Origin of the sequence: Spiroplasma endosymbiont of Megachile willughbiella (assembly GCF_964273395.1) — a bacterium.
GTDB classification, from domain to species: Bacteria; Bacillota_I; Bacilli_A; order Mycoplasmatales; family Mycoplasmataceae; genus Spiroplasma_A; species Spiroplasma_A apis.
Genome location: NZ_OZ187005.1, coordinates 609948 through 623537 on the forward strand (window position 1 = coordinate 609948; position 13590 = coordinate 623537).

General features: G+C 26.1%; 12 protein-coding genes. 8 read left to right on the forward strand and 4 right to left on the reverse strand.

Annotated features, from left to right (window positions below):
* Window positions 1-74: 74 nt before the first annotated feature.
* The gene (locus ACI2WZ_RS02630) at window positions 75-284 is read right to left on the reverse strand and encodes a hypothetical protein (protein ID WP_023789392.1); all 210 of its coding nucleotides are present in this window, start codon (window positions 282-284) and stop codon (window positions 75-77) included.
* A gap of 758 nt (window positions 285-1042) precedes the next feature.
* Here ACI2WZ_RS02630 and ACI2WZ_RS02635 point away from each other — a divergent pair.
* The 5 genes from ACI2WZ_RS02635 (at window position 1043) to ACI2WZ_RS02655 (ending at window position 7599) form a co-directional block, all read left to right on the forward strand.
* Window positions 1043-2200, forward strand: a complete 1158-nt coding sequence (locus ACI2WZ_RS02635; protein WP_500244515.1) for a hypothetical protein — start codon at window positions 1043-1045, stop codon at window positions 2198-2200.
* A 401-nt stretch (window positions 2201-2601) separates the two neighbouring features.
* On the forward strand, window positions 2602-3423 hold the full coding sequence (locus ACI2WZ_RS02640; RefSeq protein ID WP_500244516.1) for a hypothetical protein: 822 nt from the start codon (window positions 2602-2604) through the stop codon (window positions 3421-3423).
* A complete protein-coding gene (locus ACI2WZ_RS02645) occupies window positions 3401-4000 on the forward strand; it encodes a hypothetical protein (RefSeq protein WP_500244517.1) in 600 nt (199 codons plus the stop codon). Before ACI2WZ_RS02640 ends, ACI2WZ_RS02645 begins: the two co-directional genes overlap by 23 nt.
* Window positions 4001-4964: 964 nt before the next feature.
* Window positions 4965-6236 (forward strand): hypothetical protein, encoded by a 1272-nt coding sequence (locus ACI2WZ_RS02650; protein WP_500244518.1) that lies wholly within the window; start codon window positions 4965-4967, stop codon window positions 6234-6236.
* 25 nt (window positions 6237-6261) lie between these two features.
* A complete protein-coding gene (locus tag ACI2WZ_RS02655; protein ID WP_500244519.1) occupies window positions 6262-7599 on the forward strand; it encodes a hypothetical protein in 1338 nt (445 codons plus the stop codon).
* Window positions 7600-7638: 39 nt separating this feature from the next.
* On the opposite strand, the gene ACI2WZ_RS02660 is transcribed toward ACI2WZ_RS02655, so the two are convergent.
* The 3 genes from ACI2WZ_RS02660 to ACI2WZ_RS02670 all read right to left on the reverse strand — a co-directional run bounded on the left by ACI2WZ_RS02660 (window position 7639) and on the right by ACI2WZ_RS02670 (window position 9542).
* A complete protein-coding gene (locus tag ACI2WZ_RS02660) occupies window positions 7639-7818 on the reverse strand; it encodes a hypothetical protein (protein ID WP_023789404.1) in 180 nt (59 codons plus the stop codon).
* An 82-nt stretch (window positions 7819-7900) separates the two neighbouring features.
* Window positions 7901-8863, reverse strand: a complete 963-nt coding sequence (locus ACI2WZ_RS02665; protein WP_500244520.1) for a GMP reductase — start codon at window positions 8861-8863, stop codon at window positions 7901-7903.
* Window positions 8864-8939: 76 nt separating this feature from the next.
* Entirely contained in the window at window positions 8940-9542 is a 603-nt protein-coding gene (locus ACI2WZ_RS02670) for an FMN-dependent NADH-azoreductase (protein ID WP_023789408.1), read from the reverse strand.
* Between the two features lie 191 nt (window positions 9543-9733).
* On the opposite strand from ACI2WZ_RS02670, the gene udk reads away from it, so the two are divergent.
* The 3 genes from udk to ACI2WZ_RS02685 all read left to right on the forward strand — a co-directional run bounded on the left by udk (window position 9734) and on the right by ACI2WZ_RS02685 (window position 13579).
* A complete protein-coding gene (gene udk / locus ACI2WZ_RS02675; RefSeq protein ID WP_023789410.1) occupies window positions 9734-10375 on the forward strand; it encodes a uridine kinase in 642 nt (213 codons plus the stop codon).
* A gap of 263 nt (window positions 10376-10638) precedes the next feature.
* Window positions 10639-12579 carry a DNA topoisomerase IV subunit B gene (parE, locus tag ACI2WZ_RS02680; RefSeq protein WP_023789412.1) on the forward strand — a complete coding sequence of 647 codons (1941 nt, stop codon included), beginning with the start codon at window positions 10639-10641 and terminating at the stop codon, window positions 12577-12579.
* 28 nt (window positions 12580-12607) lie between these two features.
* A complete protein-coding gene (locus ACI2WZ_RS02685) occupies window positions 12608-13579 on the forward strand; it encodes a hypothetical protein (protein WP_023789414.1) in 972 nt (323 codons plus the stop codon).
* The last annotated feature ends 11 nt before the right edge of the window (window positions 13580-13590 follow it).

A 13590-nucleotide genomic window follows, 5' to 3' on the forward strand; every position in this document is an offset into this window, starting at 1 on the left:
ATAAATCTTAAAAAAAATAAAAACTTCTTTTTACATAAAAAGAAGTTTTTATTTTTCATTTATTTCGTACTATATTATTTTTCTGGAATTAATAATAAAATCCCAGAGATCAAACCAAGTGGCATAAAGAATATATGGCAAATACCTAATGTTATATGTTCTTGATTATCATCCATCGCTTTTTTAGTAGCTAATGTCATTGGAATACATCACAATAACGGTATTAACACTACACCAGCTAACACTGTACTAATAATTGAAATTATATATGCTGCTTTTCTCATTACTACATCCTCCAATTTCATATTATCATATAAAAATAACTATGGTCAATATTAAATGGGGGGGATATAAAAGTATTCTCTGTCATTCAATTAAATAATTTTCTTCAATTAAAGGTCACGCAGATCTACAGTTATTTTTAAATTATACTGATAACTTCATTTTAAATTTGCTCTTTATAAAATTTATCAATTTTGATTTGATAATAGCTGTTACTTTAAGGAAACTCAGAATTATATAAATTAACATGTAAAATAGAAGTATGTGATATTTATGTTACATTAACAATAATTTAAAAGAAAATCTAAGATTAGCGAAAGCATGAATAATCATTTAGAACTAAGGTTATAAAATTTACCGTTGATATGGATTACATAATTGATTTAACTAACACTTTAAAAGAAAATTATTTACTGAAGAAAGATGAAAACTATTAAAGCCGTTCGTCAACATACTCAATAAAAAACACACAATTTAATCATTATAAAAGCGAATAAATCAATAATTATTTTTGATGAAAAATAATAATGTGCTATTAATAATAAAAAGATAATAACTTAAATTAACTTTATTTATAAAAAAACAACTTTTTTCATAATTTTATCAGAGTTAAAACAACTCATTTTAATAATCATAGCCACTTAAATAGAAAACCGATAATAAGTATTATGGAAAAATTATTAAATTTTTATAATTTATTAAAATATATTACTATAAGCTATAATCAACATGTAGGAAAACTACTAATGGAGGAATATGAATGTTTATAATGGGTTTATTAAACTCAATGACATTAATTAGCCAACCATTAGCAACTACATATAGCGCAAATGTCATTAATAATAAATCTAATATTAATGAACGTATAGATCTTGGTGAAATTTATATTGATACATCTGACTTTATAGTAGATAAATATAATAAAGATGGCTCATTTAATACTCAAGATTTAACTAAAGAAGTCTCATTAAATGCCTATAATAAAAATAGAGAAATAAAGGGTATGAAAGAGTTCTTCAATAGTTTTGTAAGAAATACTAGAGATTGAGAAGTTATAGGATTACCAAATTCACTACCCACTCAGTCGAACCAAAAAGTAGAAACCACATTAGCATTTGTTCCTATGATTGAAAGCTTAAATTTTGATAATTCATTACTTTTAAATGTAAACTTTTGTAGAACAAATGGAGAAGAAGGTTGTTCTAAAACAAAACCAGAAACAAACACAGAGGAAAAAGCTAAATTAAAAGATATTTTAAAAAATACCCACATTGGTACAATAAAAAATCCAAGTGAGAAACTTGTATTAACAAATGTTGTTAAATTAAATAATGATATAGTTGTTAATGATTTAAATATTGACTCAATTAGCTACAAAGAAGCAATGATAAGTTCAAAAACTTATGATGGATCTGTTTTAGTTGATTTTGATAGCAAATTTGTTAGTGAACAAAATGAAAATAATAGTTTTAGAACTCAAAAAGCACAAGTGGAAGCATATAATAGTGAACAATCAATGACAAAATCTGCAAGCTTAAATTTTAACATTGCACTAGGAAAAGATGCATTAGCAGGCTCATTTGATTATATAGGTATCAATTGAAAAGGTTATTCTTGAAACAATCAGGATAGTGAGAGATGACATAATAACGATCACTTTAGTGGTACTACCGATAACATCGAATTTACAACAAAAAAAATAGGAATTAGAGGTACAAATGATACTGCAGTTTTTGATATAATTTATTCAAATACAAACTGAATGAAATGTTTTGGTTACATTAGTATAAGCTGGACCGATGACTTTACTTTATCAATAAATTGTTGAGTAGAAGTTAGTTCATATGCAACAGCGTGAAATGCTTATTGAGCAAAGGCCGCAGCATATATAGAAATTGATAATGTATTATTTATTTAAAGTGTAAATATTTAAGTTTAATTACAAAATAAATTATATTTTTAAAGATAATATTAACCAATGAACTGTGTTCACTCTAATCTTTTAAATATAAATTATTATAAATTGAACTTCTTAATAAGTTTCAATGATTCTAAAATATATCAAATAGATATAATAATCAAAAAATAAATAATTTTGTAAGATAGTTATTAATATAATTATAAAATTTATTATTTTAATTGAGTCCTATTTATCAATTTTTGTAAATTTAAAGCCGTAAAAAAAATATTATTCTTTTATAATATGGTAATAAAAATTATTAGGTGATGCACATATAAGTATTTAATATAATTTGTATAAATTTTAAATAGGAATGAATCAAATGAGAAAAAACTTTACAAATTTTATTAGTATTCATAATGACTACCTTAACCACATTGCAATTTTTTATATTAGGATCAAATATCACAAATGAAAAGCAATATAATTCATACGATAATCGTTTATATAATAAAAGGAAAGATGAAAAGGTCGATTCATTTGGATGAGGCGGACTTGCTATTCAATATTTTATTTTTGTACATTCAGATATATTGCAAAATAAATACATAACAGAATTAAAAGATAGTTTTTTAAACACAAAATCTTTTGAAGATAAAAAAACATTAACTAGTATACAAAACATATTTTACTCAAGCATAGTCTCGAGTGCTTTATTGTTATCACTATATTCAACAACAGATTATACTGAATTTTTTGCAGAGTCTAATTCAAAATGACAAACATTCAACGATAATATAAAAAATAAATCATGAGAGGTTTTAAATTATTTTTTCTTAAATATTTATAAACTACTAAAAGCAAACACTCCTGGAGCTTTAAAAGATTTTGATTACATAAAGAATATAATCGATGAAGATTTTAAAAAAGAGGAGAGCAAAAGTTTAATATTTCGTACAACTTTAGAAAAACCGCAAACCGATCTAACTTATGAAGATCTTTATTATGAAGATGCTAATTTTGGAATGAGAAATTTTAATTCCAATGCTTATTGATATGGATTTGTACCAAACATTCTTGATTATTCTTTAAACGCTTGAACATATACATTAAATAATAATTTGCATCAATACTCTTTTGCATACTCTTTTAAAAAATATAATAGTGTAAACATCAAACAAATTTTAAAACGTTTTAATCAAGAAAGTTTTAATATAGATGAACTCAGGAAAACTAAATAATGATATTTATACAAAAGCATCTCCAGAAGCAATCAAAAATTTTCACAATATTCTTGATAATTCAAAATTTAAAACATTTGAAGATCTTTCAATCTTTTATAAAAATTTAACATATATAGAAAAATATAAATACTCTAATATAGATTTTGAAAAAAGCGTTTATGCGTTAGGATATGTTAATAATTGGTATCTTAAAAAAGTGGAACAATTTAAAAGCTTACTTCTTAAAGTATATAATTTAGCTTGATATATAACAAAGTATGAAAATGAAAATTATTTTGCATATTTTATATATACAAATATATATACGTCATCTTGACCGCTTTTTGAAGGAGCTGCTTCAACCGCCTATACATTCATATACACATCTAATGATTCTAGTATTGGAACATATCAATTGTATTCAAAAGATTCTTTCACTAAATATAAAAGTGAAAAATATAACGCACAGTATTATAATAATATTATTTCCACACCAGTTGTCATTAATTCAATAAGTCATGAAATGGGGCACTCATTGGACTATTTCCTTGGTCAAACTAAACAATATGAAGTTATACAAAAACAAAATTTTTAAAAGAAATTAGAAACTTCTTTTAATAATAGAAATCTTTTTAAAAAAACTATTTTAGGTTTAGATACAATTGCTCCAGAAGGTTATCCTCAACCTGAACCTATACCACCAGATCCACCAATTAAACCAGATCCACCAATTAAACCAGACCCACCAATTAAACCTAAACCACCAAACACAAACTCACAAAGTAATGGGTTATCTTCTTGAACAATAACAACATTGTTATTGGTTTTTACAATAGTCCCTGGAGTAATAATTTTTATAACTATAATTACATTAGTTATTGTTAAAAAGCATAAAAAAAATAAAAAAAAGCAATAGGAGATTAACTTTATTTAAAGTATGTATTAATAATTTGTCACAAACATATTCTGTCAAGTATAGAATATGTTTTTTTATGATTATAATTCTCTATGTATTTAGTTAGAATAAGAAAATTCTAATATAATCTATATATAAGAGAATTGTATTTAGTACGGCATTTAATTTTATTAAATAATATTTATTGAATAACTTAAATTTATTTACCAAATAGATTCAAAATTGTATAAATATACAGTTTTATTAAAAGTAAAGTTTACTAAGGGAGCAAATTTAATAAATCTCTAAGAAATTAGAAAATTAATTTATAGGCTAAATAAGAATAATCATAAAAAGTGCTTCATATTTGATGTTATTTGAATCTTGAAATATATATTAACTCAAGTACTAAAAGGCTTTCACTTTCATAAGATATTGTCCTGTATTTACCCATAATATTTATAGTAAATAACCATGATCGTATATTTGTATGCATCATTCAATAATTAGCATACAAAGAACACCTTTTACTTAACTATATATATTCTAATTTATATCCAATAATACTAATACATTCCTGTTTAGATTGACCTTAGGAAATATCCCTTCAAATAAAGACTCATTTTTGATATAATAATACAAATATAGTAAAAGGGGTCTTTTTATGTACGTAAGAAAAATAATCGTTAATAATTTTATTATGCCGGGAAAACAAACTTTTGTTTTTGATGATGATCAAAAACTTATAGATGGTGAATTTTATGATGTAGAAGATTTAAAATTAATTAATGAAATGTTTAACGGTAAGTGATTAGAAAGTACACTTAGTTTCGAAAAGTATTATCCAAAATTTCTGAAAAAAATACCAGACATGGATCTTCAATTAGATGCTCTTATTGAGTTTACAGACGAAGAACTTATGAAGTTAAATGTGATTATGAAATCAAGTTATTTGAAACTTATCAAATCAAAACTTTGATTTTATTCAATCAAATGTACATATCCCTATATATTCCCTATAGTTTCACTAAAACCAGCAGAATTTGCAGATGATAAAACTATCGGAATAGGGAATCATTACGACAAATTTACTAAATACAACTCAAGTAAAAAGGATTTATTAACAGTTACAGGTATGAACGCAGTTGGTTTATTGAGAGAAAAATATTTTGAGTATTCAAAAATGCCGATTGAAAAAACAGATATTTTACTACATAAGCAATATCTAGAAGTCTTAAAATCAACATTTAGAAATGATGAACAATTTATTAAAAAGTTAGGACAAATCGTTTTTAATATGGATGATGGTGATGTTTTAAACTACGGAGATCAAGCAGATTTCTTTTTTCAGAATAAAGCTTTTGAAGAGTTCATTGATTCAATTCCTCTTATGAGAAATGAACCAAAAATAAGAGAAGATTTTTGCGAAATGTTATATGAGTGCTATTTTAGAGATATTCAATGAATATATACAATAAAATCATCTAATGATGCTTTAGAAATAAAACAACTAGTTTTTGACTCATATTGTGAGAATGCAATTTATACTAAGGAGTTTATGAATTTATTTAACTTCAAATTGCACCATGATTCAGACAAAGAAGCTTTATTATTTAAAAAACTAGTAATAAATGACGATGACTTACTTGATCAAGATAAAGAACCATTTAATATTTTCGATAAGAAAAATAAAAAGTTTGTTTATCAAGAAATAGTTGTTGATGAACCTAAAGAAGTTAAAAAGAATCAAAATGCTATAAAACAAGAAAAAATTAGAATAAAAAAAGATAAAGAGAATAGAAAAAAAGAAAGAAAGAAAGTAAAACAAGAAAATAAAATAAGGGAAAAAAAGAAAAAATTAGACATAAAAAGAAACATTCAAAATAAGAAAAAAGATTTAAAAAGACAATTAAAAAGACTTTCTAAAAAGCGTTAAAAAAAATAAAGGCGGTTAATATATAGTGAAAAAATTTGAAAAAGAAGACAAAAATTTTAATACTCTAGTCGACAGAACCGCAATTTATGACTCAATTAAAAATAATAAAATATCAAATGAGGAAGCACAAAAATTTGTAGACTCTATTTTTGAAAATTATTTTTTAGATAATGATAATATTAATTTCTTGCAATCAAATGATATCGATTTCTTCAGATTTAAAAACGAAGAACTTTGCTATTGCTTGAGTACCTTAGCTTTCAAAGATTGCTGTAAAAAATCTATGAAGTCATCTGTAAGTAGCAAGTACGTTCCTTTTGTTAAGAGTCTATTATCAAAAAATGACTACGAAACATATTTGAATTATTCAAGTAACTTATTTACGCAACACTTCAATGATTTAGCTAAAAAAGAGAAGTGTAATTTTAAAGATTGTAGTAATAAAGCAACAGAAAATAAATTATACAATTTGAATTTTGATAAAAATCCTATGGTAACAACAAATAAAGTAAATCCGTTCGACAATAATTATAAAATGGGTGAGAACTTTTTTTCAGAAGTAACAGACAATAATTTCAAATTTTTTGGTCTGTGTAGACAACATGATAACGAGATAAAAAAAATTGAGTTAGATAAGAATTCTAAAAATGTTGATATTTATAAAGTACATTTTAAAATAGTCCTTTACAGATTATTTATTAGTAGAGTTCAATTAGAAGTAGCTAAAGAAGAGTTTGTTGAAAATTTTAACAACATTAAAGAAGATGGTTACAAAGCTTTAGAAATTTATAAATTAAAAAAACTCTCTAACCATGTTAAATCATTGATTAATTTATATACAGGTTTTATAGAAAATATATTTAACAATAAACCAACTTTTAAGGTGCTTACTTTCAATCTTCCACAAACTGAAATATTTGAAATATCAGATATATTGCAGCCACAAGTTTGTCCAAAAGATTATCTACTTTTAAATTCAGTAAATAATATTTATATAAAAAATAGGGCAGCAACAATAAATTTAAAGAATCATGATAATTATTCGTATGTAACAATTGTTTATGATTCAAAAGATGATAGACTTTCTAGTTTTTTTGAGCAATATATGGAAGAGATCAAAGGTAAATTGAAAAATGAGACTGCCTTTATTTCAAATTGTTCTTTAATATTATGCGACAATATTTTATTTAATAAAGATTGATGAGATAAATTAAAAAATGAAGATAGGCAATTATATTCTGCTTTAAATAAATTCCGTTATGAAAATCCTAGTATCGGTCAAGAGTATATCAAAATGAAGTTCTTTGCAGGATTTAGTAAAGGAAACAACTTTTTTTTAATAGGAAAAAGAAAAAATCGCTAATTAGCGATTTTTTTACGTAATTACCTTTTAGTAAATTAATTATTCTTCTACTGAGTGTAGTCAATCGATATCATTTTCTTCTTTTTTATCATTATCATAGCACTCATCACAAACTGGAACAGCAACTTCATCTTCAATATTCTCATCATATTTATAAACTCTTTTTGGGCTCAATTGATTGATTGCTTTTCCACAACCATTTAATAAACATTTTTCCATAAATAACATCTCCTTTTACAATCTTATTTTATAGTAAAAGGGTATTAATTACATTCATAATTACTTATAGTACTATAGTTTATTAAAAGTTACTTGTTTTTAAAATTACATAGTCTACTTTTTTAATATCACTAACAACTTTTCCACCAGAATAAGAAATTGATGATTGCAAGTCCTCGTTCATTTCTTTGTAAGTTTCCAATAACTTACCTCTTACTTGAATAAGTTCTTTTTTTCCTTCAACATAACGTTTTTCACCTTTATTATACTCACTGGCACTACCATAGTATTCTTTAAATAAAACGCCATCAACTTCAACATTTTTACCAGGAGATTCCTCGTGAGCTGCGAATAGGCTACCGATCATACACATAGTAGCTCCGAAACGTAATGATTTAGCAATGTCTCCATTTACTCTTAAACCACCATCAGCAATTATAGGCTTATTGGCAGCCTTACTACATCATTTAATTGCTCCAAGTTGTCAACCACCAGTTCCAAAACCGGTTTTAAGTTTTGTTATACAAACTTTTCCAGGTCCAACTCCGACTTTAGTGGCGTCAGCTCCTCAATATTCTAAGTCTCTAACAGCGTGTGGGGTACCCACGTTACCTGCAATTATAAATGTTTTATCTTGCATATATTCTCTAATATGCTCGATCATTTTTTTTACATTGATAGAATGACCATGAGCAATGTCGATAGTTATATATTCAGGTATTAAGTTTTCTTTTGCTAGTCTTTTTATAATTTCATAATCTTCTTTTTTAACACCAACAGAGATTGATGCTATCAAACCCATACTTTTCATTTTTTTAGTAAATTCAAAAGTATCTATATTAAATCTGTGCATTACATAAAAAAAGTTATTTTTTGCTAATAAAACACATAACTCCTCATTGATAACTGATGCCATGTTAGCGGGTACTACAGGCATTTTAAAAGTGTGATTTCCTAGTTTTACCGATGTGTCACATTCACTTCTTGAGTTAACTACACATAAATTAGGTATTAACTGGATATCTTCATAATCAAAAGCGTACATAAATTAATATCTCCATTCCTAAAAAATTATACATTAATTATTTTATAAACCAAAGATAAAAAAACGAGTAAACTCGTTAAAATTTGGCAGCAATTTCTTTTATCTTAGAAGAAATGCTTTCAATTGCTTCTTTTGGTGTTTGTTTTGATATTGGTTCAACTTTAGTACCAGCGAATAATATTGGTTCATTAACTTTTGCCCCAACAAATTCCCATGTACCTTTAAGATAAGCAGTGTGATCTCCAAATGGATACCAACCATAGGGAGCTCCTTGCGTTGTTAAGATTTGAACTTTTAAGTGTTCCAACAATCCTTTAGCATCACCTTTTTTAACATACTTATACGAAAAAGTTTGATCAGCCATCAAAATATGATCTAAATAGTTTTTGATCATAGCAGTAACGGCAAAATTATTCATTGGACTAGAAATGATTACTTTATCAACTGACTTTAATTGATTGATATATTTTATTGAATCTTCTTCATTAAAAAATTCTTTGAAATTATCTCTTGTTAAAGTTTTTTGAGCCATCACTTCTTTATTCAAATCTAAATAAATAATTTCATCTTCTTTGTTTATTTTAGAATACTCTTCGATAAATTTTTCAGATAAAGCAATTGAATATGATTTATCAGCTGGACTTACTGTACCAGAAATTACTAATACTTTTTTTGACATATTTACCTCTTCCTTTGTAACTATTTTATAACTTATTTATAGAAAAATTTATTTTATTTACAAATAGAAAATGACCATACAATAAGGCATTAAATCCCAAAAGTCATGTGACCTTGTGATTTTCATAACCTTTGCAACATTAGTTTAACATTTTAATATTTTTTTTGCTAAACTATATTGTGGAGAAACTTATGAGAAAAGTCACAATAATTTTAATTGCTGGTGGTAGTGCTAGCGGAAAATCTACTGTTTCTAGAAAAATAGCCGATGAAATATTAGATAAAGAATCTGTAGTTAGAATTTGTATGGATAGTTATTACAAGGATTATAGTAATTTATCCAAAAAAGAACGTAGTAATCTCAATTTTGATCATCCAAATTCAATTGATATAGAATTATTATGCAAACATTTGGATGAATTAAAAGAAGGTAAAAGTGTAGATGTTCCAATTTATGATTTTACAACACATTCTCAATCAGGAAAAACCAGAAAAATCAACTCAAGTGATGTGATTATTTTAGATGGTATTTTAGCTTTACATATCGAAGAGCTAAGAAAGAGAGCAGATATAAAAATATTCATTAGAACTGATGACGATATCAGGTTTATTAGAAGAATGATTAGAGATGTTAAAGAACGCGGTAGGGAACTTGATGATATTGTTAACCAATATTTAACAACAGTTCGTCCAATGTATAAGCACTTTGTGGAGACATCTATTGATTTTGCAGATATAATAATTCCTTATTACGAAGGAAATTATATCGCTATTGATATGATTGCAACGAAAATAAGAAGTATATGTAGAAAAAATAAAAGAAATTTAAAGTAATTGAAATAAAAAGTCATATTAAAAGCATCTATTAAGATGTTTTTTTAATTTGAGTTGTCTAAAAAACTTGTTGTATTTTGATTTTTCCGATCAAAAAACCTAAAAAGTATTCTTAATTCACTTGAAAATCAATGTTTTTTTATTAAATTTAGCGGTTTTTTTAAGAAAAAGTAAGATTTAATCGCATTTTTTTAATTTTTAGCATTTATAAATTTTTTGTGTTATATTTAATTTATTAACTAAATTAACGGAGTTTTAAAAAAATGGCAGAGACAAAAAAAGATTTATTATATACAGAAGATAGCATTCAAGTTTTAGAAGGTTTAGATGCGGTCAGAAAAAGACCTGGAATGTACATTGGTTCAACAGATGTAAAAGGATTACATCATTTAGTATGAGAAATAGTTGATAACTCAATTGATGAGGCATTAGCAGGTGTATGTACAGAAATAAATGTAACTCTTGAAAAAGATGGTTCTATCACAGTTAAAGATAATGGTCGTGGTGTTCCAATTGGAATGTATAAAGGAACCAATAAATCAACTCCTGAAATAATTTTCTCCGTGCTTCATGCTGGTGGTAAATTTGGGGGCGATGGTTACAAAACTTCTGGTGGTTTACATGGTGTTGGTTCATCAGTTGTAAACGCTTTATCAAGTAAGTTTAAAGTAACAATTTATAGAGATGGCGTAATATCAAAAATTAAATTTTCTAAGGGTGGTAAACTATCTCAACCTCTAAAACAAGTAGGAACATCTAAAACTACTGGTACAATGGTTAATTTTACACCAGATGAAACAATATTCTCTACAACAAAATTCTCTTTTTCAACTATATCAGAAAGATTGAAAGAATCAGCTTTACTTAATTCAGGACTAAAACTTACTCTTAAAGACGAAAGAAGTACTAAGTATGTTGAATACAAGTACGAAAACGGATTAATCGAGTTTGTAAATGAATTAAAAGGTCAACAAAAAACCTTGTGTAATCCAATCATAATAAAAGGAAGCGAACTTGACATTGATGTTGAAATAGCTCTTACATATTCAGATGATTTCTCAGAAACAGTTCTTGGATTTGCTAACAACGTTAAAACAAGTGATGGTGGTACACATATTACAGGTTTTAGGTCTGGGTTAATAAAATCACTTAACGAATATGCAAAAAGTCATAGTTTAATTAAAGAAAAAGACAAAAAATTAGACTCATCAGATATTAAAGAAGGATTAATTGCTGTTGTAACAGTTAAAATTCCTGAAAGTTTGATTCAATATGAAGGTCAAACAAAAGGAAAATTAGGAACTAGCGAAGCTAAACAAGCTTGTGAAAAAATAACAGAACAAAGTTTTAATTTCTGATTACAAGAAAATAAAACAATTGCAATTGCAATTATTGAAAAAGCTCTTTTAGCAAGAAAAGCAAGAGAAGAAGCAAGAAAAGCAAGGCAAGCTATAAGAGATCAAAAAACAAAAACAAAAGGAAAAACAATGCTTGGTAAACTAACACCAGCTCAAGGGAAAAACAAAGCAATTAATGAACTATTCTTAGTTGAGGGGGATTCAGCTGGTGGTAGTGCAAAATCAGGTAGAGATAGAAAATTTCAAGCGATTTTACCACTTAAAGGAAAAGTAATAAATGCAGAAAAAACAAAGTTAGTAGATTTATTAAAAAATGAAGAGATAACTACAATTATTAACGCAATCGGGGCTGGTATTGGAAGTGATTTCGATGTTGAAGATATTAATTATGGAAAAATAATTTTAATGACGGACGCCGATACAGATGGAGCACACATTCAAACATTATTGTTAACATTCTTTTATAGATATATGAAAGAACTTATTTTAGAAAAACACATTTATATAGCAATGCCTCCTTTATTTAAAATTACACAAGCAAGTAACAAAAGTAAATTCATTTATTTATGAACAGAAGATGAATTAGTTGATTATATGAAAAAGGTAAAAACAAAAGTAGAAATTCAAAGATATAAAGGTCTTGGTGAAATGAATGCCATACAACTTTGAGAAACTACAATGGACCCCGAATCAAGAAAATTAATTTTAGTAACAATTGATGATGCATTAGCTGCAGAAAATGCTTTTAGAACATTGATGGGAGATAATGCAGAAAAAAGAAAAGAGTGAATTGAAGAGAATGTTAAATTTACACTAGAAGATAATAATGAATATGTAGAAGTATAATAAGTATATTATTCCGGAGGTATACATCTTGGAGCAACTAAGTTACGAAAAAAAGGTGCAAGCAATTTTAGAGAAATTCTTGGAATACAACAAAATTAATAAAGACATTAAACGGTTTGGTATTTTCAACAGTTTTAGTGTTTCTCATCAATTTGATCAGGGTAAACTTTATTTTGAAATGAGAAATACAGATGATGAAGACCAACTTTTAGTAACCTCTGCTTCAAGTGAACAATCTATAATGATTAATATTGAAAACGATAAAGAGTTTAATTGATTAATTAAAACTATGAACCGTTTCATTGAAAAATCAAAAATATCTATGAAAAAGGCCCGTGAATTAGCAAAACCACAAGTAGGAATCTTGGTATATGATGAGTTCACCGATTCATATTATTTAAATCCAACTTCTGGACCCGTTCTTTTAAAATCGAAGGAAATTGCTAAAGAAATAGCTTCAACAAGAATTGATATTTTTGGGATTTTCATTAACCTAAGATCCATTTTGATTGAAAAAGATAGAGTATCTGAGATTATTGGTGATAGTCTTGATGTAGTTTGTGAGAAAAGCAAAGAAAAAATCAATAAAATTATCGATATTGAAACCAGATTACGTAAGATAGAAGGAATTCCTAGGTGTATTTGTTTTTATAAAGAAGATAACGATACTATTTATTTTGAATCTTTTGTAACAACTGACTTCGGACTAGAAATTGAAGAGTACAATAAAATTAATGAAAATAACTTAAAAGTTAACAAGACAATCGCATCAGAAGTAGAAAACATGTATAACTACATCGGTCTTGTTGAAGATATTTCATTACAAATGATCGAGATAGCAAGAGATTTAATATCAAAAAATGACCCAAGAATGTATGTCCAAGATAAGACAACAAAATTATGAATTTTAACAACTGAGGGTAGAAATACTATGCAAAATTTAAATATAATGGATTTTTTAAACAATGATATATCAGAGATAAATTTTGAAATTAACTAAAGGAGACAATT